The sequence below is a fragment of the Brucella sp. NBRC 12953 genome (assembly GCF_040369775.1).
GTDB classification, from domain to species: Bacteria; Pseudomonadota; Alphaproteobacteria; order Rhizobiales; family Rhizobiaceae; genus Brucella; species Brucella pseudogrignonensis.
This window is the reverse complement of record NZ_BAABSV010000006.1, coordinates 377,210-403,300: the sequence shown is the minus strand read 5'-3', so window position 1 is coordinate 403,300 and position 26,091 is coordinate 377,210. Positions and strand designations below refer to the sequence as shown.

Sequence of the window (26,091 nt, the reverse complement as noted above, 5' to 3'; positions counted from 1 at the left end):
GTTCGTCGTTTCGATGACCAAGAGATAGGCCTTTCAATCGGCTGCGCCTAGCTACCGTTTGGTTCACAGATTGTATCTCAAAGAGTAGACAATAAACCCTTGAAACGGGCAGAATGTCCAAGACAACACGGTTTATTCAAGTATATGTGAACAGTGTGAGGCGGAAAAGTGGCAGAATAAGGTATGTCTTGATGAGGCGCTCAACGCCTGTAAAGGTCAGGAATTTACAATAAAACCATGTTCCTGCGTGCTATTTGTTCAGGACTTGAAGTGGGCTTTCAGGTAGGAATGTTGGCAATTCTACGTTGGTTCCGAATGTGAACTCCAACAACCAAACAAGTTTAGGTGAATGGCGGTATCGGCTGGGGGGAGTTTTGAAATCGCATTTTGACAATGATTGTATCGGTTCACGTTTTGGTGTTCCTGACGCTCCGGCTCTAACGACGGTTCCTTTGAAAGCGGCGCAGTTCAATGTAACGAAGTTGCATAGAAAGCTTGGCCGCGATGAAATGCCGAAGATCGATATCCCGGCCAGTGACGCCTATTTCATGATGCTTTATCTCGCGGATACCGTTCACGGTGACGTCGAGAATGGCGAGCGCTTCCTTGCGCCAAAGCTTTATCCGCAGAACACAGTCTGCCTGATCGACATCAAGCAGGGCGCTTCAATTGTTCTTCATAGCAATCTGCACGCATTGGCCTTCGTGCTGCCACGCACATTGTTTACCGAAACCTCGGCACTGACCGCTTCCGATGGAGCCAGGGATCTGCGATGCAGACGCGGTGAGGCGGATGAGGTGATTGCCAATCTGGGAACAGCCCTTCTGCCGCTATTTGATTATGCCAATACATTTCATCCGGCATTGCTACAGCACATAGCGACTGCACTTTGCGCGCATCTTCTGCATGAGGGAGCAAAGCCGGAGCTTGCCGCGATCTCTGAAGAAACCGGCCTTTCAATCTGGCAGGAAACAGGCGCCAAGAAGTTCATGTCGGAAAACTATGGCGAAGACATTTCCGTGACCGAAATCGCAGCTTCCATCGGTGTGCCGGTTGGTGAATTCAGCATTCGTTTTCGCAACAGCACAGGCATCGGGCCGGAGGCCTGGTTAATGGCAATCAGACTCGAACACGCGAAGCTTCTGCTGAAAGATCGTTCGCTGACAATCAAGCAGGTTGCAAGCCGCTGCGGCTTTTCAAGCGAGAACGCATTGGCAAGCAGGTTTGTCGACACCACAGGTGTATCGCCCGGTCTGTGGCGAAAGTCGGTTTATCACTGATGGTGTCCAGTTTTGAAGAAAGCCATTCGGGCCAAGATAAGAGTGACGCAATGGATCGCCCGGAGCAGGCAACACCCGGTATCACCAAATCGCTGATGCAAATGTCGGCGATGACTGTGATGCGCCGCCATTTTCCGGGCGAGGCGATGCCGCTCGAAGATGTGTTATCCAATGAGGAAGCCTTCAGTATCACCACCCAGCTCACAGACCTTCGACTGCAGAAGCTCTGGTGTGGTGGAAGTCTGGTCTATGAAGGGGCGCGAAACGAGGGTTCGCTGGCAATTGCAGAACTCAGCCGGGAGTGGAAAAGGCACCAGCTTTCTCCTTTCGACGATATAGAGTTCCGGATTCCTTTCGCTGATATTCGTGCTTTTGCAGAGGAAGCCGGACGTCCGGAATTCAGGACGCTGCAGAATGTTCATTGTGCGACTGACAACGTTGTCCTCGGTTTGGCGCGAGCCTTGCTGCCATTTCTGGATCGACCGGATCTGGCGAGTACGGTGTTTCTTGAACAGATCGAACTCGCAATTATGGTTCATCTCACGCAGACCTATGGCGGGCTTTATTTTCCCCATGAGCGCAAGGGCACGCTTTCTCTGAAGCAGGAACGTCGGGCAACCGAGTTTCTCGCCGCACATCTGAATGCCGATTTTTCCATTTTAGATGTGGCCGATGCCTGCAGCCTGTCGCGCAGTCATTTCATGCGGGCTTTCAAGGAAACTTTTGGCAAGACGCCTTATCGCTGGCTGATTGAATATCGGATCGCGCAGGCGAGCGACATGCTGATTGCGGGTACATCGATTGCCGAAATTGCTTTGGCCTGTGGCTTTGCAGACCAAAGCCACTTCACGCGGGTCTTTTCCGAGATTGTCGGTGAAGCGCCTGGCATGTGGCGCAGGCGTTATCGTAAAGCGTAACGTCTCAGCTTATGAATTAATGCTTTTGCGCCACTGGCCGGGCGCTGCACCAATGGCCTTTGAGAAGACGCGGGTAAAATGGCTTTGATCGACAAAGCCGCAATCGACGGCAATTTCACTCAAGCTCATCCGCGTCGTGCGCAGCAGGTTCGTGGCTTTCTCTACCTTGCGCTTGAGCAGCCATTTGTGCGGTGGCATTCCCGTGCTGATCTTGAAGGCGCGGGTAAAATAAGACGGCGACAATCCGCAGAACTGGGCAATGACGGCAATAGGGATATCGCCATCGAGTTTTGAATCCATGATTGCCATTGCGCGCTTGAGCTGCCATGGCGCGAGCCCGCCGGTCGGGGCTGGAGCGCGCAGTTCGGCCGTGCCATAAGTCGCAGCCATGTGCATGGCAAGCGCCAGCCCGACGTGATCGACGAACAGGCGGCTCGCTTGCGCGGGATTTTCCAATGCGGGCAAAAGTGCTTCTGTCAGGCCGCGAATGGTATTGTCGGCAATGTCTGCACCCGGCAGAACATTGAAGTTTTCCACCTTTCGAGAACCGAAATCTTCTTCCAGAGTAACAAATGCGCTGCGTGGAAGATAGAAATTCACGCAATCGAAGGCCGACTTCAGGTCTGCCTGCCAGATGCGGTTATAATCATAGAGCGTGAAGTTGCCTTTATGGCTTGCAGGAAAATCCACCTTCTTGCCATCCACCCAGAGATCACCATGATAATCCTTGAGCTGTACCGAGAGCATGAAGGCATCTTCAGTGACATGCTGATCGACAAAGCCGAAATTCGGAGCGCTGCGTGTAATTCGCGTGGCCGTCACCATCCCCTGGTTGAGCACGCTTGAATAAACCGTCGTATCCTCCTTCGGGCGTATATATTCCATATACTGATTGCTCGCCGAAGTGTGTCGCGACATGTGAGGTTTCCTCTGGTGGGTATAAGTGGACCATAGCAGTCTTGTACAAAGCACGCGATAAAAACATCCAATTTTTGCGACTGGATGACAAGAAGGGTAGCAGCTCGGCAAGCCATAATGGGCGCCTGGATACCAAGAGCTTTAACGTGCGTCTTTTTGAGGATGCGCTTCATGCCGAGGAAAGATATGGCCCTGACTGCAACCGCTACACCGGGATCGAAACTGCTGACGCCGTCTGATCACACGCTGATCATGATCGATTTTCAGTCGCAGATGTCCTTTGCAACCAAGAATATCGATGCTGTAAACCTACGCAACAATGCGGCGTTGGTCGCAAATGGTGCTAAGGGCTTTGGCGTTTCGACCATTCTGACAACGGTTGCGGAAAAGAGCTTCTCCGGCCCGATGTTCAACGAAATCACCGATGCCTTCCCCGGTCAGGTGCTGTTCGACCGTACCTCCATGAATACGTGGGAAGACGAATCCGTCATCGATGAAATCAACCGCATCGGCAAGAAGCGCATCGTTCTCAGCGGTCTCTGGACGAGCGTTTGCATTGTCGGTCCTGCATTGTCGGCCCTTGATCAGGGCTTTGAAGTCTACGTGATTTCCGATGCCTGCGGTGACGTCTCCGATGAGGCGCATAATCGCGCCATGGACCGTATGGTGCAGGCAGGCGCACAGCCGATGACATCGCTGCAATATCTGCTTGAACTCCAGCGCGACTGGGCGCGTACGCAGACTTACGAGATGACAACAGGAATCGCCAAGAAGTTCGGCGGTTCTTATGGTCTGGGTATCATCTACGCCAAGACCATGTTCAACGCCTCCGAAGGTCACTGATCAAATATCACCAACTGGAGGTGTGCCTGTGAAAATCTATGTTTTATCGCTCTTTGCCGGCATTCTGGTTGGTGTCATCTATAGCTTGCTCAATGTTCGTTCGCCCGCGCCACCGATGGTGGCGCTAATCGGACTGTTAGGCATTCTGGCTGGCGAGCAGATCATTCCTTTTGCAAAGTCCATTATGGCTAAAGAACCTGCGGTTATTTCATGGCTTCATCAGGTCAAACCGCATGTATTCGGCCATATGCCATCCGGACAGTCACTCGCAGATCGTAAAGACGCAAAGCAAAACGGCGATGTGTAATTTGCTTATCAAGCGCGTGCGGAAATGGGTACATTTTCAAGATAAGCCTGACTGCCCAAGCAATTTCATTGAGCGATTCCTGCGATTAATTCAGCGTAGGCCACAGAAGGTACGATTTCATGACCGCAGATATCATTCTCTACAACGGTAAATTCACGACACTTGACCGCACAAATCCCGCAGCTTCGGCTGTTGCAATCAAGGACGGCATTTTTACCGCGGTCGGTACGGATGAAGAAGTGCTTGGCCATGCAGGCTCTACGATCCGCAAGATCGACCTGAAAGGTCGTCGTGCATTGCCGGGCCTTATCGACAACCACACCCACGTCGTGCGTGGTGGTCTCAACTTCAATATGGAACTGCGCTGGGATGGGGTGCGCTCGCTGGCCGATGCCATGGACATGCTCAAGCGGCAGGTGTCGGTAACGCCCGCGCCGCAATGGGTGCGCGTGGTTGGTGGCTTTACCGAACATCAGTTTGTCGAAAAGCGTCTTCCAACCATTGAAGAAATCAATGCGATTGCGCCCGATACGCCTGTCTTTTTGCTCCATCTTTATGATCGCGCACTGCTCAATGGCGCAGCGCTTCGTGCAGTTGGCTATGACAAGAATACGCCAAACCCTCCGGGTGGCGAAATTTTGCGTGATGCCAATGGCAACCCGACCGGCCTGTTGCTTGCCAAGCCCAACGCAGGGATTCTTTATTCGACGCTCGCCAAAGGTCCAAAGTTGCCACTGGAATATCAGGTCAACTCGACCCGCCATTTCATGCGTGAGTTGAACCGTCTTGGCGTGACCGGCGTGATCGATGCGGGTGGTGGGTTTCAGAATTATCCGGATGACTATGAAGTCATTCAGCAATTGTCAGATGAAGGTCAGATGACTGTGCGTCTGGCCTATAATCTTTTCACGCAGAAGCCGAAGGAAGAGAAGGAAGACTTCCTCAACTGGACGGCTTCGGTGAAATACAAGCAAGGCAACGACTATTTCCGCCATAACGGTGCAGGCGAAATGCTTGTGTTTTCTGCCGCCGATTTTGAGGATTTCCGTCAGCCGCGCCCGGATATGGGGCCGGAAATGGAAGACGAGCTGGAAGATGTCGTCAGAATTCTGGCTGAAAACCGCTGGCCATGGCGAATGCACGCTACTTATGACGAAACCATCAGCCGTTCGCTTGATGTGTTTGAAAAGGTCAATAAGGACATTCCGCTTGAAGGCCTGAACTGGTTTTTTGACCATGCCGAGACCATCTCGGACCGCTCCATTGATCGTATTGCAGCACTTGGCGGTGGTATCGCCGTGCAGCACCGCATGGCCTATCAGGGCGAATATTTCGTCGAGCAATATGGTCATGCAGCCGCAGAAGTGACGCCACCGATTGGCAAGATGCTCTCCAAAGGCGTGCATGTCTCGGCAGGTACGGATGCGACGCGCGTTGCATCCTATAATCCGTGGGTCTCGCTGTCATGGATGATTACCGGCAAGACGGTTGGCGGTATGCAGCTTTATCCGCGCCGCAATTGTCTTGATCGTGAAACAGCGCTGCGCATGTGGACGGAAAAGGTCACATGGTTCTCTAATGAAGAAGGCAAGAAAGGCCGTATTGAAAAGGGTCAGTTCGCTGATCTGGTGGTGCCAGACAAAGACTTCTTCAATTGCAGCGAAGACGAGATTTCATTCTTGACGTCGGATCTGACCATGGTTGGCGGCAAGGTTGTCTATGGTGCAAACGCCTTCAAGGATCTGGATGAAAACCCAATTCCGCCTGCAATGCCTGACTGGTCGCCGGTGCGTAAATTCGGGGGCTATGCGGCATGGGGCGAGCCGGAAGGTGCTGGCAAAAACAGTCTTCGCCGCACTGCAATCTCCACATGTGGCTGCTCGAACAGTTGTGGCGTTCATGGTCATGATCATGCGGCAGCATGGGGCTCACAATTGCCGATTGGTGATCTCAAAGGCTTCTTCGGCGCACTCGGCTGCGCCTGCTGGGCCGTTTAAAGCGCATTTTGTTCCGAAAGCCGTTTCATACGGTTTGGGACGCGCGTTGATTCAAATTACTCGGGCGCCGTAGTCGGCGCCTGGGTTATCTCGAGCCAGCGTGATGGCTCTACTTACGAAATTCAATCCAGAACTGATCGCTTGAAGTTTTTGGTCTGTGTAGCCCGCGCGCACGGATTACGACCAACTACGCATCAATAATTACATTTTAGACAATAGTATCGAAATAATTATTGCAATTGTTTGCAGTGATGCAATGGCGCAATATCCCTCCATCGAACAACGCAACAGGCAGAAAGGTGACGCTGCAGCATCTCTCCCAAAATTGGAAACCGGTTTTGAGAAGAAGGTGCACGTAAAAACCGACTACAGCGTCCGCACACAGAGAATGAAAAGCACTTCCACAATCATCAACCGTCGCGACATTCTGCTTACAGGCGCAGCACTTGCTGCAACGATTTCACTGCCAGCCGGTTTGGCTCTCGCAGAAACAACTCAGACCAACACCACCAACATCTCATCCGAAGGAGAAAACACCATGGGCTTTATCACCACAAAAGACGGCACCGAAATCTTTTACAAGGATTGGGGCTCGAAGGATGCACAGCCAATTATGTTCCATCATGGCTGGCCACTGAGCTCGGACGACTGGGATGCCCAGATGTTGTTCTTCCTTTCGAAAGGCTATCGCGTTATCGCCCATGACCGCCGTGGTCACGGTCGTTCGGCTCAGGTTTCCGAAGGTCATGATATGGACCATTACGCTTCTGACGCCTTTGCGGTTGTCGAAGCGCTGGATCTCAAGAGTGTCGTGCATATTGGCCATTCGACCGGCGGTGGCGAAGTCGCCCGCTATGTCGCCAAGCATGGTGAACCGGCAGGTCGCGTTGCTAAGGCGGTTCTGGTTTCCGCAGTTCCTCCGCTGATGCTCAAGACAGAAGCCAACCCGGAAGGCCTGCCTATTGAAGTGTTTGACGGCTTCCGCTCGGCGCTCGCAGCAAACCGCGCCCAGTTCTTCCGCGATGTTCCTTCAGGCCCTTTCTATGGCTTCAACCGTGATGGTGCGAATGTGCAGGAGGGCGTAATCCAGAATTGGTGGCGTCAGGGCATGATGGGCGGCGCAAAGGCACATTATGAAGGCATCAAGGCTTTCTCTGAAACCGACCAGACGGAAGACCTCAAGGCTATCGGCGTGCCAACACTGGTTCTGCATGGCGAAGACGACCAGATCGTGCCGATTGCGGATGCCGCACTTAAGGCGATCAAGCTTCTCAAGAACGGCACGCTCAAGACCTATCCGGGCTTCTCGCACGGTATGCTGACGGTCAATGCCGATGTTCTGAACGCTGATCTTCTGGCTTTCATTCAGGCTTGAATGTTGAAATGATAAAAGATGCGGCGGGGAGACTTGCCGCATCTTTTTAAGTTTTTCGCGATAGGTTTTGATTGCCGGTTAACGGGCAGGGGACGGATAGGATGAATGCGGGTGCGGAACGCGGCGAATTTGTAAGTCTGATTGCGCCGATACTGGAGCCGATGGCATCCGCGCTTGAGTTCTTTGGTGTCTCCGTCATCATTATCGGCGTGGCCGTTGCAACGCTTATCTATCTCAAGGATGTGTTCGTTGTATCGGGCGAGAATGCTTATACGCGTTACCGCGCAAATCTCGGTCGCGGCATTCTGCTGGGCCTCGAAATCCTGATCGGTGCCGACATTATCGCCACCATTATTTCGCCGCTCACATGGGAAAGCGTTGGCTTGCTGGGCCTTATCGTTCTGATCAGAACCTTCCTCAGCTTTTCACTGGAAGCGGAGATCGACGGCGAATGGCCATGGAAGCGCCGCCGCCGCGAGCGAGCCATCGCAGGCGACGACTAATTGTCATCGAACGGCTTTGTCTAGCCGATGGATAGCAGCTCCCTCGAAAGCCTGTTCATGCTTTGCGCACCGCTTTCGGTTATCAGAAACTGTTCTTCGATCATCAGCGCACCGAGCCCATTGGCGTAAAACGGTGTTTCCAGCGCCAGCACCATGTTTGGTTCAATCAGCATTTCGTTGCTGCTTGAGATAAACGGCCATTCTTCAATGCCAACGGCCGCACCCACCGAATGGCCAAAATGGCCGCGATAATATTCGCTGAAACCGCGCTTACGCATGATGCCAAGCATTGCTGCATGGACATCGCAGAACCGCGTACCGGGCTTTAACAGCGCTTCGCCCACCGCAAAGCTTTCCTGCAGCACCTTGTAGATCTCGCTGGCAAGCGGATCGGGCTTGCCGCAGACATAAGTGCGCGCACCATCTGAAGAATAACCGTTGATGAGCGTGCCGACATCGGCTTTCACAAGATCACCTTCTTTAAGCTCGGCCTTCATGTCCTGAAGATCAGGGCCGGTCGAGATGTAAGCCCAATGCCCGGAAAGGACCTGACCATTCCGGTTGGCTTCCTGTGAGACGCCATCAAGCCAGGCTGCCGAAAGCGCATTCAGGCTGGAACCACGTCGGGCGGTGTTCAGCATATTTTCCAGCCCGCTTTCTGCATAACGGGCTGCATTTCGCAGATACTCGATTTCGCGGGCATTCTTGATAAGGCGCAGGCGCTTGACGAGAATGGAAGCATCCTGCCAATCAACCGATGGAAGTGCTTTTTTGAGAGCTGCAAAATCAGCTGCTGGCATGAACTCCAGATCAACGCCGATACGCGCTTTGGAAAGCCCACGCTCGGCCAGCAGATCACTTAAAAGCCTGAAAGCTGCATCCTGATCAAATGTCTCGGCGCGTGGACCGACATTGTTTGCCTGCCTGTATGCCACATTGATGTCTTCAATTGTTCTGGCATTTTCTACCGTCACCATATCAATCCAGATGCGGTGGGTGCGGAAATCGATTCTGTCGCCAAGATGCGCTGCAGCAGCATAGGCATGATCGCTGATAACGACGCCGAGTTTTGCCTTTTCATCGGTTGGCACCAGCGCAATTGCCGAACCCGCCCGACCCCACATCGTCGCAACACCAGCTGCAACACCGGTCGCATAGCGGAAGTTTTCGGGCTGAAACAGTGCAAGCGCATCAAGCCCTGCTGCTCTCAGAAGAGACTGGCTTCTGGCGCGATCAATCTGGCTCATCATGTTCTCTCAATGCGATTTAGGATGCAATTTCGGCGACTGGACCAACAGACTGCAATTTTGCATCGCCAGCCTTTGGTTTGTAGTCGTTTATATAAGAGCGAGTGGCTTGATAACTCAATTTTGGCTGTTGATGAGTATCAGCCTATGGTGAAGGATAAATCATCTACCAATTTTGTTTATTATAGAATAATCTTCTAAAGAATCCCCGTATAGCACAGCTGCACCGCTTATCGATGCTCTGACGGTCGCTGTATAACCTGTATCAACTGAGGGCCTTATGGCGACCTCGAAGCAGGAGAATAAAATGAGCGGTTTGACCATTCGTAATCGCAAAATGAATTTTAGCAACTGGGGTCTGACGACGGCACTTACCGTTGCACTGGCATTCGGCTCGTTCGCTCAGGCTCATGCGCAGCAAGGCAACCCGGACGCCACCATCAATATCGGGTCGCTCTACGAGCCGCAGAACCTCGATAACACTGCAGGCGCAGGTCAGGGCATCAATGAAGCCTTTAACGGCAACGTTTATGAAGCGCTGTTTCGCCTGGACGACAATGGCACAGTTGAGCCGGTTCTGTCCAAGGACTACACGGTCAGCGACGATGGTTTGACTTACACGTTCAAGCTTCAGCCGGGCGTCAAGTTCCATTCGGGTGCGCCGCTTACCGCGAAGGACGTCAAGTTCTCCATCGAGCGTGTTGCAGCGCCTGAATCTAAAAGCTCGCGCAAAAGCAGCCTCAAGACCATTACAGGCATCGAAACGCCAGATGATGAAACTGTCGTCGTCAAGCTTTCGTCCCGCTCGATCTCGCTGCCATACAATCTCAGCTATGTCTGGGTTGTGAATGACGAAGCGACCGATTTCCAATCGAAGGAAGATGGTACTGGACCTTACGCGCTGGAAGACTGGCGTCGTGGTTCATCGCTCGCGATCAAGCGCTTTGACGGTTACTGGGGCACCAAGCCAAAAAACGAAGAGGTTGTCTTCCAGTATTTCACCGATGCAAGCGCGCTCAACAATGCGCTTCTGACTGGCTCGGTAGACATCATCACCTCGGTGCAAAGCCCGGATTCGCTGGCTCAGTTCAAGGACAATCCTGATTTTACCGTCAGTGAAGGCAAGTCCACGACCAAGCTGCTTCTTGCTTATAACGACCGCGTTGCACCGTTCGACAATGTAAAGGTTCGTAAGGCGCTGGCGCGTGCCATCGACGACAAGAAGCTGCTGAACGCAGTTTGGGGCGACTATGGCACACTGATCGGCTCGTTCGTTCCGCCAACAGATCCCTGGTATGTCGATCTGACCGGGGTCGATGCCTATAATCCTGAAAGCGCCAAGGAGCTTTTGAAGGAAGCGGGCTATCCGGATGGTTTCAGCTTCACCATCGATACGCCGAACTATGACCCGCACCCGATTGCAGCGCAGTTCATCCAGAGCGAACTGGCCAAGATCGGCGTGAAGGTGAACATCAACATCATCACGGCCAATGAATGGTACACGAAGGTCTATAAGGCGCATGATTTCCAGGCGACCTTGCAGGAGCATGTGAACCACCGCGATATCGTGTTCTACGGCAATCCGGATTTCTATTGGGGCTATAACAACCCGAAGGTTGTTGATCTTATCAAGGAAGCTGAAGCAAGCTCCACAACCGATGAACAGACGGCCAAGCTGACCGAAGCCAATAAGATCATTGCAGAAGATGCAGCCAGCAACTGGTTCTACCTCTATCCGCAGATCGTGGTTTCGAAAAAGTCAGTCAGCGGCTATCCGGTCAATGGTCTGAACTCACAGTTCTTTGCTTATGATATTGAGAAAACAGACAACTAATCAGCTGTCCATAATCGAGAACTGATACTCGACACGAAGCGCCGCCTGAATTATTTTCCGGCGGCGTTATCGCATATTCAAGAGGGTAAAAAGCTGCCCCTCATGCCCGAGAGGTATTCGCCATTCTTGCCTATATTTTGCGCCGTTCGGCCATTCTGATCCTGTCGGTATTCGTTGCAGCTATCGTTCTGTTTTTGCTGCTGCGCCTTTTGCCGGGTGATCCAGCAAATGCATTGGTTTCGGTTGGTGCTGACGCCGCGCAGATTGAAGCTGCGCGTAAACAGGTCGGCTCCGACCTCCCGCTTTATCAGCAATTCACACAGTTCATCGGCTCACTTATGCGCTTTGATCTCGGCAATTCCTTTGTCAGCGGCGCACCTGTTTTGACTGAAATCGGCAAACGCCTGATCGTGACGCTGCCACTGACACTGATGGCTTTCGTGCTGGCGATCATCATCGCCGTGCCACTCGGCATCCTGTCGGTCGTGCGCCAGAAAAGCTGGTATGGCTCGATCATTTCAGTGATCTCACAATTGGGCATTGCGGTGCCGGTTTTCTGGATCGGCATTCTGTTGGTCTGGGTGTTTGCAGTAAAACTGCGCATGTTTCCATCGGGTGGTTTTCCATCGCGTGGATGGCAATCAGCACCTGCTGCATTTCAGTCACTGACATTGCCGGTCATCACCATTGCCATCGTCATGTCGGCATCGCTTATCCGCTATGTTCGTTCGGCAACACAGGATGTATTGGGCAGCGATTATCTGCGTACGGCACGCGCGCTGGGCTCCACATTCTCGCAAGCGCTGATCCGTCACGGCATCCGCAATGGCGCGGTTCCTGTGATTTCAATCCTTGGTATCGAACTCGCTTCAACGCTTCTCGGCGCTGTGGTGGTAGAGCGCGTTTTCTCGCTCCCCGGCCTCGGCTCCATGCTGCTTTTGGGTATCGAGCAGCGTGATTATCCCAATGTCCAAGGCGTTTTGTTTGTCTCTACTTTGCTGGTTCTTCTGGTCGGCTTCGCTGGCGATCTGGTGCAACGTTTGATCGATCCGCGATTGCGCAGCCGGTCTGCGGGAGGCCGCGCATGAGCAGCATCACTACATCTTCGCAACGTTACCGATTGCCTTGGCCGCTCGTGGTCGGCGGTATTCTTGTTGGCATTCATGTCGTTGTTGCACTGCTTACCCTTTTCTGGACGCCTTATGGGGTCGGCGACATGGTTGGCGGACGACTGGCAGCGCCATCATGGGAGCACTGGGCAGGCACAGACCGGCTGGGGCGCGATCTGATGACACAGATCATGGTCGGCTCGCGCATCGCACTTTTTGTCGGGCTCGGAGCCGTCGCTATCAGCGCTGTGATCGGTGTCACCATCGGCGTTCTGGCTGCTTTTGCGACGCAGACACTCGACGATATGCTGGCTGCAACGCTCGATATTCTGATCGCTTTTCCGACGTTGTTGCTTGCCATGCTGATCGTCGCTTCAAGCGATGGTGCGAGCCTTTCGACCGCTATTCTCGCAATCGGCATTGCTGGTGCTGCTATTGTCGCGCGATTGACCCGCATTCTCGCCAAACGCGTTCTGGCGATGGATTATGTTACAGCATCGCGCATTTCCGGTACTTCGTGGCTCGGTGTCGTTCGTATCCATGTGCTGCCGAACATCTGGCCGACACTGATTGTCAATTTCGCGCTGCAGTTCGGGCTTGCTGTGATCGCCGAAGCTTCATTGTCTTATCTTGGGCTTGGCGCGCCACCACCAAACGCATCCTGGGGACGATTGCTGCAGGAAGCGCAGGCTTCGGTTTATACGGCTCCCTTCGGTGCAATCGCACCGGGTCTGGCACTCGTTTTGCTCGTCATCGGGCTTAATCTTTTTGCAGATGGCTTGCGCGATGTGGCCGATCCAACGCGGAGGAGGCAACGATGAGCCCATTGCTGAACGTTGAAAATCTGGAGATCGAAACAGCTGGCCGCGTTCTCGTTTCTGGCGTGTCTTTCTCGGTTGCGCAGGGCGAGCGCGTCGGCCTGATCGGTGAATCCGGCTCCGGCAAATCACTGACCGCATTGGCCGTCATGGGACTGCTTGCGGACGGAATGAAAGCAAGCGGCTCTATCACGCTTGAAGGCCATCAGATTATCGGGGCGCGTGATCGTGCGCTTGTTCCGCTGCGTGGACGAAGCGTCGCCGCCGTCTTTCAGGAACCGATGACTGCGCTCAATCCGCTGATGCGCATCGGCAAACAGGTAGCCGAAGTGGTCCAGCGCCGTGCGTCGCGCGATGGCCGCAAGCTTGGCAAAGCGGAACTCGAACGCGAGGTTATTGCGCTCCTGGATCGCGTATCCCTGCCGGAACCGACCCGCATTGCCCGCTCATGGCCGCATGAGATTTCGGGCGGCCAGCGCCAGCGTGCTGCGATTGCCATGGCGCTTGCCTGTCGGCCAAAACTGCTGATCGCGGACGAGCCGACAACCGCGCTCGATGTGACGACACAGGCGGAAATCCTTAAACTTCTTGAGCAACTCGTTCGCGATGAAGGCATGGGGCTTTTGTTCATCAGCCACGATCTGCCGGTCGTCTCGAGCATTGCCGAGCGAGCGCTCGTGCTCAGGCACGGCAATTTGATCGAGCAGGGACCAGTAACTACACTTTTTGCCAATCCCGTTGACGACTATACCAAGGGACTGGTTGCTGCCGCGCGTGCCTTCGACGCTGCATTGGAGGTGGCGCGATGAGCCTCATCGATCTTTCCGACGTTTCCTTCGCCTATAGTGGCGGCAAAACCGTGCTGCATGGCATCGATCTCACGCTTGAAAGCGGCAGCAATCTTGGCATTGTGGGTGAATCTGGCTCCGGCAAGACAACCATGCTCAAACTGCTATTGGGGTTGCAGGTTGCAACGTCAGGCAATGTGAATTTTCGCGGCCAGAAGCTCAACATCAAAGACCGCAGCTTCATGCGGGGCTTTCGCCGTTCCGTGCAGGCGGTTTTCCAGGATCCTTATTCCTCACTCGATCCGCGCCAGCGCGTGTTCAACATCATTGCTGAACCGCTGCGCTCGCTGAAAATCGAGACGGACATTGCGCAGGCTGTCGCCCAAGCACTGGCTGCGGTCGATCTGCCAGAAGATGCAGCAACACGTTATCCGCATGAGTTTTCCGGCGGTCAGCGTCAGCGTATCGCGATTGCGCGTGCGATTGTCGCCAATCCTGACCTCATTATAGCCGATGAAGTGGTGAGCGCGCTCGATCTTACCACGCGTGCGCGTATCATCGATCTCATGCGGACTTTGTCTGAACGCACGACTTTCGTGGTTGTTTCGCACGATATCGCACTTGTGGCTTTGCTTTGTGAAAGACTGATCGTGCTTGAAAAGGGCAGGATCGTTGAACAGGGTAATACGCGCGAAATTCTTGCCAATCCGCAACATGCCTATACGCGAAAACTGCTGACAAGTTTGCCGCGAATGCCGAGAGAATCGTGACTTAGTTATGGCTCGGAAGAGGGGATTTCGAGCCTGATCACGGTTTTGTGCACATGAGAAAATATGAAAATATTTAACAAGATTTAGCGTGATTTTAGATAAATCATCCCTTTGAATTCATTATTTAATTTATAATTTTTCTAAGGTGCGAAGCTGCCATTCATAGCGGTGTCGGTCTCGACCCCTATAAACAAACCGGATTCTCGAAATTTGAATTGTGGCAAATGTTTGTATAACGAGGCACTTTGTTTCATAATGCCATAATATATATGGAATCCCCCGAAACAAATTTAACAGTCTTACCCACCTAATCGGCAGGAAACGACAAATGACCGACCTCCCCGGCTATCCGAGCCGGCGCAGCTTTTTGAAAGCCTCCGCAGCAAGCGTGATGCTTTCAGGACTGGCTGTGTCAGCTCAGGCGCAACAGTCGACGCCCCCTGTTGCACTCGATCAATACGAACGCCAATATTTTAATGATCTTGAATGGACTTTCATCCTCGCCGCTACGGCAAGGTTGATCCCCTCTGACGGTGATGGCCCAGGCGCTATCGAAACCCGTGTTCCTGTATTCATCGACCTTCAGCTCGCTGGCGACTACGGCCGTGCAGACGACTGGTATATGGTCGGCCCTCATGACGCATCTGCAGACCCGACACGCGGTTGGCAGACCCCACTCAATCCCGCGCAGATCTATCGTCAGGCTATCCCGGCATTCAACGGCTGGTGCGAGCAGAAATATGGCGCTGCCTTCTCGGCACTGACTGCCGAGCAACAGGACGCAGCGCTGACTTCCCTTCAGAAGGGTGAAGTTGGTTTGCAGCCAGAACTGCGCGAGTTCTTCGGTATTCTTTTGCAGAACACCAAGGAAGGGTATTTTGCCGACCCGATGTATGGCGGCAATCACGGTATGCAGTCGTGGAGCTATATCGGTTTCCCCGGTGCTCGCGGCAGCTACAAGGAATGGGTTGAGCGTTACAATGTTCGCTACCCACTAGGCCCTGTTTCGATCAAGGGCGAGAGGGCTTAAAAATGGCACGTCAGGAAAAGAAAAAAGACGTGGTCATTGTTGGCCTCGGCTGGACAGGCGCGATTCTAGCTATGGAATTGGCGCAGGAAGGTCTTGAAATCGTCGCTCTTGAGCGCGGTCACGACCAGAACACCGTTCCGGATTTCAAATATCCGAACATGATCGATGAGCTGAAATACGGCGTGCGCCTCAAGATGATGCAGCGCGCAAGCCAGCAGACAGTTACAGTTCGCCGCAATGAAGGTGAAACCGCTCTGCCTTACCGCAGCTTCGGTTCGTTCCTTCCGGGCAACGGTGTCGGCGGTGCCGGCACGCACTGGAACGGCCTGAACTGGCGCCCACAGGCAGAAGAACTGCGTCTTCGTTCGCATGTTCTAGAAAACTGGGGTGAGCAGATCATCCCGGAAGACATGCTTCTTGGCGACTACCCTGTGACCTATGACGAAATGGAACCGTTCTTCGACCGTTTCGAACGTGTTGCTGGTATCTCCGGCAAGGCAGGTAATCTGAAGGGTCAGCTCGTTGAGGGCGGCAATCCTTTTGAAGGATGGCGCTCGAACGAATATCCGATGCCTCCAATGCACACGACCTGGGATGGTCGCAAGTTCGCCGATGCAGCAAAGGCCATGGGTTATCACCCGTTCCCGTCGCCGGGCGGCATCGCATCGACTGCCTATGTGAACGAATATGGCATGCAGATGGGGCCGTGCAACCATTGCGGCTTCTGTGAGCGTTTCGGCTGCTACCAGTATTCGAAGTCATCGCCTCAGACGACCATTCTGGATGCGCTCAAGCGTATGCCGAACTTCTCATACCGTACGGAATCTGAAGTTCTGCGTATCGAAATGGCACCGGACGGCAAGACTGCAACCGGCGTTACCTATTTTGACGACAAGACGCAGGAAGAAGTCTTCCAGCCAGCCGACATCGTCATCATGGCTTCGTTCCAGCTCAACAACGTGCATTTGGCACTGCTTTCGGGCATCGGCAAGCCTTACGATCCGGCAACGGGCGAGGGTGTGACTGGCCGTAACTACGCTTACCAGCTGACAGGCGGCGTGACACTCTTCTTCAAGAATGAAGAGTTCAACCCGTTCATTGGGACAGGCGCTAACGGCATGTGCATTGATGACTTTGGTGTAAACCAGATCGACTTTGGTCGTGAAGGCTTCATCGGTGGTGCTTATTGGCGTTCGGGACAGACCAACGGTCAACCGATCCGCAGCATGACGCTTCCTTCGGGCACGCCTGGTTGGGGTGCAGGTTGGAAGAGCGCAATTGCTGAGTGGTATGGTCATTCGATGAACATCGGAACCCACGGTTCCGTTATGGCCTACAAGACCAACCATCTGGATCTTGATCCAACCTATAAAGACCCGCATGGCCGTCCGCTGATGCGCATGACCTTCAACTGGAATCCGAACGATATCCGGATGACCCAGTTCATGAAGGGCAAGGCGGAAGAATTGGCCAAGACGATGAACCCGGACCTGATGCAGTCATCCTTCAAAAAGGAAGGCGCACAGTTTGACGTTCGTCCTTATCAGACGACGCATACGACGGGCGGTCACACCATGTCGGCCAATCCGCGTGAAGGTGTGGTCAACCGCTTCTCGCAAGCGTGGGACAAGCACAACGTCTTCATGCTGGGTGCGGGTAACTTCGTGCAGAACACGCAGTATAACCCGACTGGTCTGCTCGGTGGTCTGGCTTATTGGACCGCTCACGCGATCCGTACGCAGTATCTTTCCAATCCACGTCCGTTGGTTTGAGGAGAATAGTGATGAAAACTTTTCTTCGCATTATCGGCGTTCTGGTCGTTCTTGGAATTATCGCGTTTCTCGCATTCCTGTTTGTTCCGGTACAGCTGACCAAGCCAACACAAGAGCTTGCTGCTGATTGGAAGCCTACAAAGGGGCAGGGCGAATATGTGATGTATGCTTCCGACTGTATGGCTTGTCATACGGCAGAAGGCGGCAAGTCGTTTGCCGGTGGCCGTGCGATTGCGAGCCCGATGGGCACGATCTGGACGACAAACATCACTCCGGACAAGGAAACCGGCATCGGCAACTGGACACTCGATCAGTTCCGCGCAGCGCTCTATGATGGCATTCGTGCCGATGGCGTGCATCTTTATCCCGCCATGCCTTACGAAAACTATCGTAAGCTGAACGAGGAAGATGTCCGTGCGCTTTACGACTACTTCATGCATGAAGTTGAGCCGGTAAAGAACGAAGTGCAGCAGACCGAACTTGGCTTCCCGTTCAACATGCGCTTCGGTATCCGCGCATGGAACTGGCTCGCTCTGAACCATAAGGCTGGCTTCACGCCCGCCGGTAAGAACGAAGTTCAGGAACGTGGCCAGTATCTGGTTGAAGGTGCAGCCCACTGTGCTGCCTGTCACAGCCCGCGCAATGCTTTGATGGCGCAGGACGGTGTTCAGGTTGGCGACAAGGCCTTCCTTACGGGCGGTGTCGTCGATGGCTGGAATGCACCTTCGTTGCGTGGCCCACAGTCGGCACCTCAGAAGTGGTCCATTGAGGAAATGGCTTCCTATCTGGCAACCGGTCGTAATTCACATTCGACCGCAAACGGCGAAATGGGTCTGGCAGTCGAGCAGTCGTTTCAGCACCTGACGGATGCCGATACTCTGGCGATTGCTGCCTTCCTCAAGGGGATCGATGGCGCAGCTGTCGAAGTTCCTGAGAGCTTTGCGGTCAAAGCTCCGACGGCACTTCCAGCCGCTCCGGCAGATGCCGCAGGTGAAGAGACTGCAAAGATGCTGACTGAAGCATCTCCGAACATGCCAGTCGGCGCACGTCTTTACCTCGATAACTGCGCTGCATGTCACTTTGTGACGGGTAAGGGTGCTCCTGGCATCTTCCCGGAACTGGCAGCTAATGATCTGGTCACGGGTTCGGAAGTGAAGCCGTTGGTCTCGATCATTCTGCACGGTGCCGAAGTGCCTTCGACCGAGAAGCGTCCTATGCGCTTGGTGATGCAGGGCTATGCTGATCGTCTGACGGATGATGAAGTTGCACAGCTCGCAACCTTTGTTCGCTCGGCTTGGGGCAACAAGGCTGGTGCAGTATCTGCTGCTGACGTTGCCAAGGTCCGCAATCAAGTTTCGCACTGATTGCATAAGGAGAAAACGGCGGGATTTATATTCCGCTGTTTTGCTTAACGACTGAAATTTAGACATAAAAATACCCCCGCGTTAGACGCGGGGGTATTTTTTATTGGGTCGTATAGATTAGAGATGATCGCGTGGAATGGTCTGGTTCCACTCGCGCGTCTTGACCGCTTCGCCATTTTCCTTTGCCGTCAGAACACCGGAAATGTAGAAGTTTTCAGCATCAGAATGCATCTTGATGGTGCTTTCGATGTCAATCATCCAGCCTTCGCGGCCCATCTGATAGGCCTGTGTCAGCACATAAGAGGCGGACAGCGGATCATTGTCATTGATGCGCAGTTCACGCTTAAGGCTGTGGCTTAGCTGTGTGCCGAGATCGTCAAAGCGCAAAATGCCTTCGCCGAAAAGACCGCCAATGCCTTCCGTCACATAGAGCGTTTCGCCGGTGACGTGATCCTGCTCGGTCCAGCGGCGCACGCTGCCCGGATCAAGCTGGGTCATTGGCGTTGCAGGGCCATGCGCTGGCTTCTGGAACGCGACCTTCGCGTCATCGGCAGAGGCTGGGCGCACGGGCAGATCGAGAGCCGACGAAGCGGTGTCGAGCGTCAGTGTCACGCGCTTTGGCGATGGCCAGACCATCGGCCAGTAGCCGGTCGCGACCGAAAGACGGATGCGATGACCCTTCTTGAAGCTGTAACCGCTGTCATTGAGCTTGATTGCGATTTCATAGGTCTTGCCCGGAACCAGCATTTCCGGCTTGTCATGGCCGTTGACGTGGTTGAGGTTGAAGACCTGATAGCTGACGCGGGTGATACGGCCATCCGGCAGAATGTCGCTCAGACGCAGCGAAACCTGTGCAACCGGCTGATCGACGGTGAATGTCAGGCGTGCAACCGGCGCGCCGAGAATTTCGAGGTCTTCGGCGAGAACAGCGGTGTCGAAGTTGAGCGAACCGCCATCGTCAAGACGCTGATCGGTTGGGTGTTCGCCGGGGCAACCGGTCGCCATCCATTCGCCACCGGCCTTACCGTGGCTGTTTGGCGAAGAGATCGAGAGTACGCCCTTGGCTGCATCGGCCTTGCCCAGCGTGAAGTCAGCACTAAGCGCGAAAGGCGTGTGTGCGATTTCGGTCGATGGCCAGTTCTTTTCACCGACCCAGCGACCATTGGTGAAATCGCGCGAGCCGGTTGGCTCGATGGTGTCGCAGATATAGGCGCGCAGCTTCGGCTCGTCCATGATGCCGGTCTCTTTGCCCTTGAGCCACTGGTCCCACCAGCGCACTGCTTCCTGCAGGAAGCCGATTGCCGGACCCGGAAGGCCGTCTTGTGGATAGACATGACCCCATGGGCCGATGATACCGCGGGCAGGGACTTGAAGGTTTTCGAGCAGGCGCGGAACAGCATTGGTGTAGCTGTCGGCCCATGCACCAATGGCGAGAACCGGGCACTGGATCGCAGACCAGTCTTCGCAGATCGAGCCATGCTTCCAATATTCGTCGTAATGCTGATGTTCGAGCCATAGGGCAGGGAAGAACGGCAGACGCTCCAGACGTTCAATCCATGCATCGCGCCAGCCAGCACCCACAATCGCCGGATCGAGCGGACGCGACTGATAGGCGAGCATGATCGTGCCCCACCACAGATTATCATTGAGCAGCAGGCCGCCCATGTAGTGGATGTCGTCGCGGAAACGGTCGTCGGTCGAATAGGCGGTGATGATTGCCTTCAATGCAGGCGGACGGCAGGCGGCGACCTGAAGGCCGTTGAAGCCACCCCAACTCTTGCCCATCATGCCGACATTGCCGCTGCACCATGGCTGCGCTGCAATCCAGGCGATGACTTCAAGCGCATCATCCTGTTCCTGCTGGATGTATTCGTCGGCCATGTGACCGTCGGATTCGCCCGTGCCGCGCATATCAACGCGGATCGCGGCATAGCCGTTCTGTGCGAAATAGCCATGCATTGGCTCATCGCGACCGCGCGTGCCGTCGCGCTTGCGGTATGGAATATATTCGAGCACGGCAGGAACGGGATTTGCCTCGGCGCCTTCAGGCAGCCACAGGCGCGCACCAAGACGGGTGCCATCCTTGAGAGTGATCCACAGATGCTCGGTGACGTTTACGGTCATGATCGGTTCCACTTACTTATTAAAAGTTTCGATGCGGCATTAGCGCCGCATCGACAGATCGACTGGTATTAGACGGCGGCGCGAGCCTTGAGGATGTCGTCCAGCCAGTCGCGGCGCAGCTCCGGAACGGATGTGATGAGCTGCTCCGTATAGGGCTCATAAGGCGGTTCGAAGATTGCCTTCGTGGTGCCGGTTTCGACCACCTTGCCCTTCTGCATCACCATGGTGCGATCGGCGAGCCGACGTACGACGCCAAGGTCGTGGGTGATGAAGAGATATGACACTTGCAATTCATCCTGCAATTTACGCAGGAGCCTGAGAATTTCTTCAGCGACCAGAGGGTCGAGCGCTGAAGTGACTTCATCGCAGATGATAAGATCAGGCTTTGCCGCCAGCGCGCGGGCGATACACACACGCTGCTTCTGTCCGCCCGAAAGGGCACCCGGCAGGCGGTCTGCAAAGTCGACAGGCAAGCCGATGAGTTCAAGCAGGCGCTTGACCTCGATCTCGCGCTGATCTTCATTCATGCCGAAATAGAACTTCATCGGGCGACCGATGATTTCACCAACGGTTTGGCGTGGGTTTAGTGCCACGTCAGGAAGCTGGTAAACAAGCTGAATGCGGCGCAGTTCTTCACGCGAACGCTTTTTGTAGTTTGCTTCCAACCGCTGTCCGGCGAGGGTGATAATGCCGCTTGAATGCGGCGGAAGGCCTGCAATAACGCGCGCAAGCGTTGATTTGCCGGAACCAGATTCACCCACGACCGCAAGGGTTTCGCCACGACGGATGTAACAACCCACATCGGTCAGAACGAGCTTTTTGCCGTAATAAGCCGTCGCATTTTTCACTTCGAGCAGGATTTCGCCGGTCTTGTGCTCGGCCTGTTCGCCCGAAATGCTGGCTTCACGTTCGGACACCAGACGCTGGGTATATTCCTGCTTTGGCGCTTCGAGAATTTGCTCGGCAGAACCAAGCTCAACCATTTGCCATGACGCAGAACCATGATGCGGTCGGCGATCTGCGCTACTACTGCAAGGTCATGCGTGATGTAAAGTGCGGCGGTGTTGTAACGCTGGATCAGGCTGCGCAAGAGTGCGAGCACTTCGATCTGCGTGGTCACGTCAAGCGCGGTTGTCGGCTCGTCCAGCACCAGAATATCCGGGCGGCAGGACATGGCCATGGCAACCATGGCACGTTGCAACTGACCACCGGAAACCTGATGCGGATAGCGATCGCCAAAGGTGTCAGCGTCTGGAAGCTGCAATGTGTGCAGCAGTTCCAGCATCCATGCCTTGGCCTCGGCTTTGGTCATGAGGCCGTGATAAAGCGGGCCTTCCATGATCTGATCGCCAATACGATGTGCCGGATTAAACGATGCCGCCGCACTTTGCGCCACATAGGCGATGCGTGCGCCGCGCGCCTTTTCACGGGTCTCGCGGGTGCCGTCCATCAGCGAAATATCGTCAACGACAATAGTGCCTTCAGCGATTTTGCAACCGCCACGACCATAGCCCATGGCTGCAAGTCCAATGGTGGACTTGCCTGCACCGGACTCACCGATAAGACCAAGCACTTCGCCACGCTTCAGCGTCACATCGACATGATCGACAAGCGTTGCGCCATTGGGTGCTTTGACGACGAGGTCGGAGATGGAAAGAACGATATCCTTGCTCATCGATCAGCTCCCTGCGTGGTCGTGCGTCCGGCCAAAAGCCAGTCAACAACGAGGTTGACGCCAACAGTGAGGATGGCGATTGCAGCCGCCGGGAACAGCGGTGCGTAGAGGCCATAGAGAATAGCCTGCTGGTTGTCCTTCACCATGCCGCCCCAATCCGCAAATGGCGGCTGGATGCCAAGTCCGAGGAACGACAGGCCGGCCACGAAAAGGAAGGTGAAGCAGAAACGCAGGCCGAATTCCGCAATCAGCGGCGGCAGCGTGTTTGGCAGGATTTCACGCCAGATCAGCCAGCCAAGCCCTTCGCCGCGAAGACGGGCGGTTTCGGCATATTCCAGTACATTGACGCCCTGCGCCACGATACGCGCCAAACGGAACACGCGGGTGGAATCGAGCAATGCGATGGTGATGATCAGAACCGGCAGTGACGAGCCGAGCGCCTGAAGAATGACGAGTGCCGAAATGAGCACAGGAATGCACATGACGGTATCGACAATGCGCGACAGAACCGTATCGACCCAGCCGCCGAAAATGGCAGCGAGGAAGCCGAGCGGCACGCCAACGCTGAACGACAGGAGCGATGCGGCAAGCGAGACGCCAATCGACATCTGCGCACCAAAGAGCAGGCGCGAGAGCATGTCGCGGCCATTCTGATCAAGACCGAACCAGAACTGTGCCGATGGCGGATCAAATGGCGCGCCGACGATTTCTTCCTGACCATAAGGCGCGATCAACGGGCCAAACAGGAACATCAAAAGGCACAGCGTGACGATGGCGAGACCAACCCACGCCGTCAAAGGAATAGATTTCTTCATTGTCTTCATCGTGGGTGCCTCAGGCGCGGATTGAGCGCGATGGCAGCGACATCGGCGATGATATTGAGAATGACATAGGCCGCACCGAAGACGAGGGCCGCAGCCTGCACAAGCGGAAGGTCACGCTTGGAAACGGCATCAACCATGAAGCGGCCAAGGCCGTTATAGTTGAACACGGCTTCAACAAGCACCACGCCGGTGATGAGGTAAGCGATATTGAACGCCACCACATTGACGATAGGCGCCGCCGCATTTGGCAAAGCGTGCTTGGTCACGACGCGCTTGGTGCGAAGACCTTTGAGATATGCCGTTTCGACATAGGCCTGATCCATAACCGACAAAACGGCGGTACGGGTCATGCGCATCATCTGCGCAACCGTGACGAGCACCAGCGTCAGCGCGGGCAGGGCAGTGGCCTGCACCCATTCGAGGAACGTCATGCCCTCATAGGTGTCGGCAAGGCTCGGCAGCAGATTAAAGCGGATCGACAGGAACAGGATCAGCAGCAGGCCAAGGAAATATTCAGGCAGAGAGACAAAAGCCAGCGCTACGATATTGATAACACGATCAAAAATGCCGCCGCGCTTTACCGCTGTGATAAGGCCAAGGAGAATAGCGATAGGAACGCTGATGACCGCTGCAAAGGCTGCAAGCGCCATCGTGTTCCAGAAACGTGGCCACAAAAGATCGGCTACCGGCTGCTGGTTGGCAAGCGAAGTACCAAGATCACCAGTCACAAAACCAGCAAGCCACGCGAAATAGCGTGCGAGGACCGGTTGATTGAGACCAAGGCTTTCGCGCAGCGTCGCAAGAGCTTCCGGCGTGGCATTCTGGCCGAGAATGGCTGACGCCACGTCACCCGGCAAAATCTGCGTGCCGGCGAAAATCAACGCCGACACGAGGAACAGCGTGAGGAGCCCGAGCCCCACACGCTTGAGAATTAGAACGAACATTTATGCTTCCAGCCAGACTTTTTCGGCAAGGCGAGCGCCCATCAGATTGAACATCGGATGCGTGGTCACGCCCTTGAGCTTCTTGGAGGTGGCGTCGAGATAGTCGCCAAACATTGGGATAAGCGCGCCGCCATCATTACTGATCATGGCCTGCAGTTCAGCGTAGATTTCCTTGCGCTTGGCCTGATCGAGCATTGCGCGGGCTTCGAGCAGCTTGGTGTCGAAATCAGCGCTCTTCCAATGCGTATCGTTTTGTGAAGCGTTGGATGCATAAGCGATCGACAGAGCCTGATCGGCAGTCGGGCGACCACCACGATAAGACATGCAGAAGGGCGCTTTCATCCAGACATTGTCCCAATATCCGTCTGCTGGCTCACGCTTGATATCGATCTCAATGCCTGACTTGGCGGCGGCGGTGCGGAAGATCGCTGCTGCATCGACAGCGCCCGTGAAGGCGGCATCCGAGGCGGACAGCTGAATTTTCAGCGAATCCATGCCTGCCTGCTTCAGATAGAACTTGGCCTTTTCCGGGTCGTAAGCGCGCTGTGGCAGTGCTGCATCGAAGAACGGATCGGTGCTTGGGATCGGGTTGTCATTGCCCAGACGCCCATAGCCGCGCAAAGCGGTCTTGAGCAGCTGTTCGCGGTCAATGGCGTGCTTGACGGCGAGGCGGACGTTGTTGTCGGTAAAGGGCGCCTGCGTGCAATCCATCAGGAAAGAGAAATGCTGGCCACCAGACGACTGAACGATGTTGAGGTTCGGATTGCGCTTCAACAGATCAACCGTCTTGAAGTCGAGCTGGTTGATAGCGTGAACCTGACCGGACATCATGGCGTTGGTACGGGCAGACACGTCATTGATGACGATCACTTCAACCGCATCGACCCATGCGGAATTTGGCTTCCAGTAGCTTTCATTGCGCGTGAAACGCGAACGCACGCCCGGCTGGAAACGCTCGAAAACGAAAGGTCCGGTGCCAACCGGCTTGTTGAAATCGGTCCAGTCTTTCGGAACGACGAGGAAGTGATAATCGGACAAGATGTATGGCAGATCAGCATTGCCGCTATTCAGCGTGATCTTGACTGTGCCAGCGTCAACCTTGACGACATCAGTGAATTCAGATGCGAGCGAACGCGCACCGGATGTGGTTTCGCCGCGGTGCAGATTGATCGAATAAACGACGTCGTCGGCGTCAAGCGTCTTGCCATTGTGGAAGGTTACGCCCTGACGAACCTTGAAGGTCCATTCCTTGGCGTCGGCTGATGGTTCCCAGCTTTCAAACAGCTCAGGCACGGCTTTGTTGTCGGCGTCGATTTCGACGAGGCCGTTCATCAGCATGTAAGCCTGATTAACCGGAACCCAATCCTTGAGAAGACGTGGGTCGAAATTGTCAGTGGTGGAGCCGCCGCCAATGCCGAGCTTGAGAACGCCGCCCTTCTTTGGCGCGCCATCGGCTGCAGCGGCTGCTGCCGAGGTGATCAGACCGCTCATGGCAGTAGCGGCGAGAAGGCCAAGACCTGCGGCGCCTGTCATGAAGCTGCGGCGGGAGAGGTTAAAATCGTTTCGGTACTCAGTCATGCGTTACCCCTGTTGAAGTCTTAGCTTGTATTTTATGCATAGCTAAATCGATTTTGCGGGTTGGACTAGCCCAC

The 26,091-nt window shown here is 54.6% G+C and carries 21 protein-coding genes and 1 pseudogene; 15 read left to right on the top strand and 7 right to left on the bottom strand.

The genetic code is table 11. The features are described from left to right. Positions 1-374 precede the first annotated feature (374 nt). Together ABWV94_RS16805 and ABWV94_RS16800 are read left to right on the top strand one after the other, a co-directional pair. Positions 375-1,280, top strand: a complete 906-nt coding sequence (locus ABWV94_RS16805; protein ID WP_353414516.1) for an AraC family transcriptional regulator — start codon at positions 375-377, stop codon at positions 1,278-1,280. A gap of 50 nt (positions 1,281-1,330) precedes the next feature. Further along, positions 1,331-2,197, top strand: a complete 867-nt coding sequence (locus tag ABWV94_RS16800; RefSeq protein ID WP_353414514.1) for an AraC family transcriptional regulator — start codon at positions 1,331-1,333, stop codon at positions 2,195-2,197. A gap of 9 nt (positions 2,198-2,206) precedes the next feature. On the opposite strand, the gene ABWV94_RS16795 is transcribed toward ABWV94_RS16800, so the two are convergent. Beyond that, positions 2,207-3,115 carry a helix-turn-helix domain-containing protein gene (locus tag ABWV94_RS16795; protein WP_353414512.1) on the bottom strand — a complete coding sequence of 303 codons (909 nt, stop codon included), beginning with the start codon at positions 3,113-3,115 and terminating at the stop codon, positions 2,207-2,209. 192 nt (positions 3,116-3,307) lie between these two features. On the opposite strand from ABWV94_RS16795, the gene ABWV94_RS16790 reads away from it, so the two are divergent. From ABWV94_RS16790 to ABWV94_RS16770, 5 genes are all read left to right on the top strand, one after another. Continuing rightward, entirely contained in the window at positions 3,308-3,958 is a 651-nt protein-coding gene (locus ABWV94_RS16790; RefSeq protein WP_200636110.1) for a hydrolase, read from the top strand. 28 nt (positions 3,959-3,986) lie between these two features. Then, positions 3,987-4,265, top strand: coding sequence for a XapX domain-containing protein (locus tag ABWV94_RS16785; RefSeq protein WP_353414510.1), 279 nt, complete (start codon positions 3,987-3,989; stop codon positions 4,263-4,265). Positions 4,266-4,384: 119 nt separating this feature from the next. Continuing rightward, on the top strand, positions 4,385-6,262 hold the full coding sequence (locus ABWV94_RS16780) for an amidohydrolase (protein ID WP_353414508.1): 1,878 nt from the start codon (positions 4,385-4,387) through the stop codon (positions 6,260-6,262). Between the two features lie 538 nt (positions 6,263-6,800). After that, entirely contained in the window at positions 6,801-7,637 is an 837-nt protein-coding gene (locus ABWV94_RS16775) for an alpha/beta fold hydrolase (RefSeq protein WP_353414527.1), read from the top strand. Positions 7,638-7,738: 101 nt separating this feature from the next. Then, on the top strand, positions 7,739-8,140 hold the full coding sequence (locus ABWV94_RS16770; protein ID WP_112814587.1) for a DUF1622 domain-containing protein: 402 nt from the start codon (positions 7,739-7,741) through the stop codon (positions 8,138-8,140). A 20-nt stretch (positions 8,141-8,160) separates the two neighbouring features. Here ABWV94_RS16770 and ABWV94_RS16765 read toward each other — a convergent pair whose 3' ends face one another. Further along, positions 8,161-9,387, bottom strand: coding sequence for a M24 family metallopeptidase (locus tag ABWV94_RS16765; protein ID WP_353414525.1), 1,227 nt, complete (start codon positions 9,385-9,387; stop codon positions 8,161-8,163). A 307-nt stretch (positions 9,388-9,694) separates the two neighbouring features. Between ABWV94_RS16765 and ABWV94_RS16760 the strand changes: the two genes are divergently transcribed. From ABWV94_RS16760 to ABWV94_RS16725, 8 genes are all read left to right on the top strand, one after another. Next, positions 9,695-11,221: an ABC transporter substrate-binding protein gene (locus ABWV94_RS16760; RefSeq protein WP_353414505.1), complete on the top strand. Its 1,527-nt coding sequence runs from the start codon at positions 9,695-9,697 to the stop codon at positions 11,219-11,221. Between the two features lie 137 nt (positions 11,222-11,358). Continuing rightward, complete coding sequence (locus ABWV94_RS16755) at positions 11,359-12,309, top strand: ABC transporter permease (protein WP_353414503.1); 951 nt, start codon at positions 11,359-11,361, stop codon at positions 12,307-12,309. Next, positions 12,306-13,151 carry an ABC transporter permease gene (locus ABWV94_RS16750; protein WP_353414501.1) on the top strand — a complete coding sequence of 282 codons (846 nt, stop codon included), beginning with the start codon at positions 12,306-12,308 and terminating at the stop codon, positions 13,149-13,151. The genes ABWV94_RS16755 and ABWV94_RS16750 overlap by 4 nt, the downstream gene beginning before the upstream one ends. Next, positions 13,148-13,957, top strand: coding sequence for an ATP-binding cassette domain-containing protein (locus ABWV94_RS16745; RefSeq protein ID WP_007879073.1), 810 nt, complete (start codon positions 13,148-13,150; stop codon positions 13,955-13,957). Before ABWV94_RS16750 ends, ABWV94_RS16745 begins: the two co-directional genes overlap by 4 nt. After that, on the top strand, positions 13,954-14,706 hold the full coding sequence (locus tag ABWV94_RS16740) for an ABC transporter ATP-binding protein (RefSeq protein ID WP_353414499.1): 753 nt from the start codon (positions 13,954-13,956) through the stop codon (positions 14,704-14,706). The genes ABWV94_RS16745 and ABWV94_RS16740 overlap by 4 nt, the downstream gene beginning before the upstream one ends. Positions 14,707-15,034: 328 nt before the next feature. Then, complete coding sequence (locus tag ABWV94_RS16735; RefSeq protein ID WP_113486308.1) at positions 15,035-15,736, top strand: gluconate 2-dehydrogenase subunit 3 family protein; 702 nt, start codon at positions 15,035-15,037, stop codon at positions 15,734-15,736. Positions 15,737-15,738: 2 nt separating this feature from the next. Next, a complete protein-coding gene (locus ABWV94_RS16730) occupies positions 15,739-17,508 on the top strand; it encodes a GMC family oxidoreductase (RefSeq protein ID WP_064321695.1) in 1,770 nt (589 codons plus the stop codon). A gap of 11 nt (positions 17,509-17,519) precedes the next feature. After that, on the top strand, positions 17,520-18,872 hold the full coding sequence (locus ABWV94_RS16725) for a c-type cytochrome (RefSeq protein WP_353414496.1): 1,353 nt from the start codon (positions 17,520-17,522) through the stop codon (positions 18,870-18,872). A gap of 117 nt (positions 18,873-18,989) precedes the next feature. Here ABWV94_RS16725 and ABWV94_RS16720 read toward each other — a convergent pair whose 3' ends face one another. From ABWV94_RS16720 to ABWV94_RS16700, 5 genes and pseudogenes are all read right to left on the bottom strand, one after another. Beyond that, on the bottom strand, positions 18,990-20,996 hold the full coding sequence (locus ABWV94_RS16720; RefSeq protein WP_353414494.1) for a CocE/NonD family hydrolase: 2,007 nt from the start codon (positions 20,994-20,996) through the stop codon (positions 18,990-18,992). A gap of 68 nt (positions 20,997-21,064) precedes the next feature. Then, a pseudogene (locus tag ABWV94_RS16715) lies at positions 21,065-22,671 on the bottom strand (ABC transporter ATP-binding protein). Beyond that, a complete protein-coding gene (locus tag ABWV94_RS16710; RefSeq protein WP_374891833.1) occupies positions 22,668-23,486 on the bottom strand; it encodes an ABC transporter permease in 819 nt (272 codons plus the stop codon). The pseudogene ABWV94_RS16715 and the gene ABWV94_RS16710 overlap by 4 nt, the downstream one beginning before the upstream one ends. A 5-nt stretch (positions 23,487-23,491) precedes the next feature. Beyond that, positions 23,492-24,439, bottom strand: coding sequence for an ABC transporter permease (locus tag ABWV94_RS16705; protein WP_007879087.1), 948 nt, complete (start codon positions 24,437-24,439; stop codon positions 23,492-23,494). Beyond that, positions 24,440-26,017, bottom strand: a complete 1,578-nt coding sequence (locus ABWV94_RS16700) for an ABC transporter substrate-binding protein (RefSeq protein ID WP_353414491.1) — start codon at positions 26,015-26,017, stop codon at positions 24,440-24,442. Between the last annotated feature and the right edge of the window lie 74 nt (positions 26,018-26,091).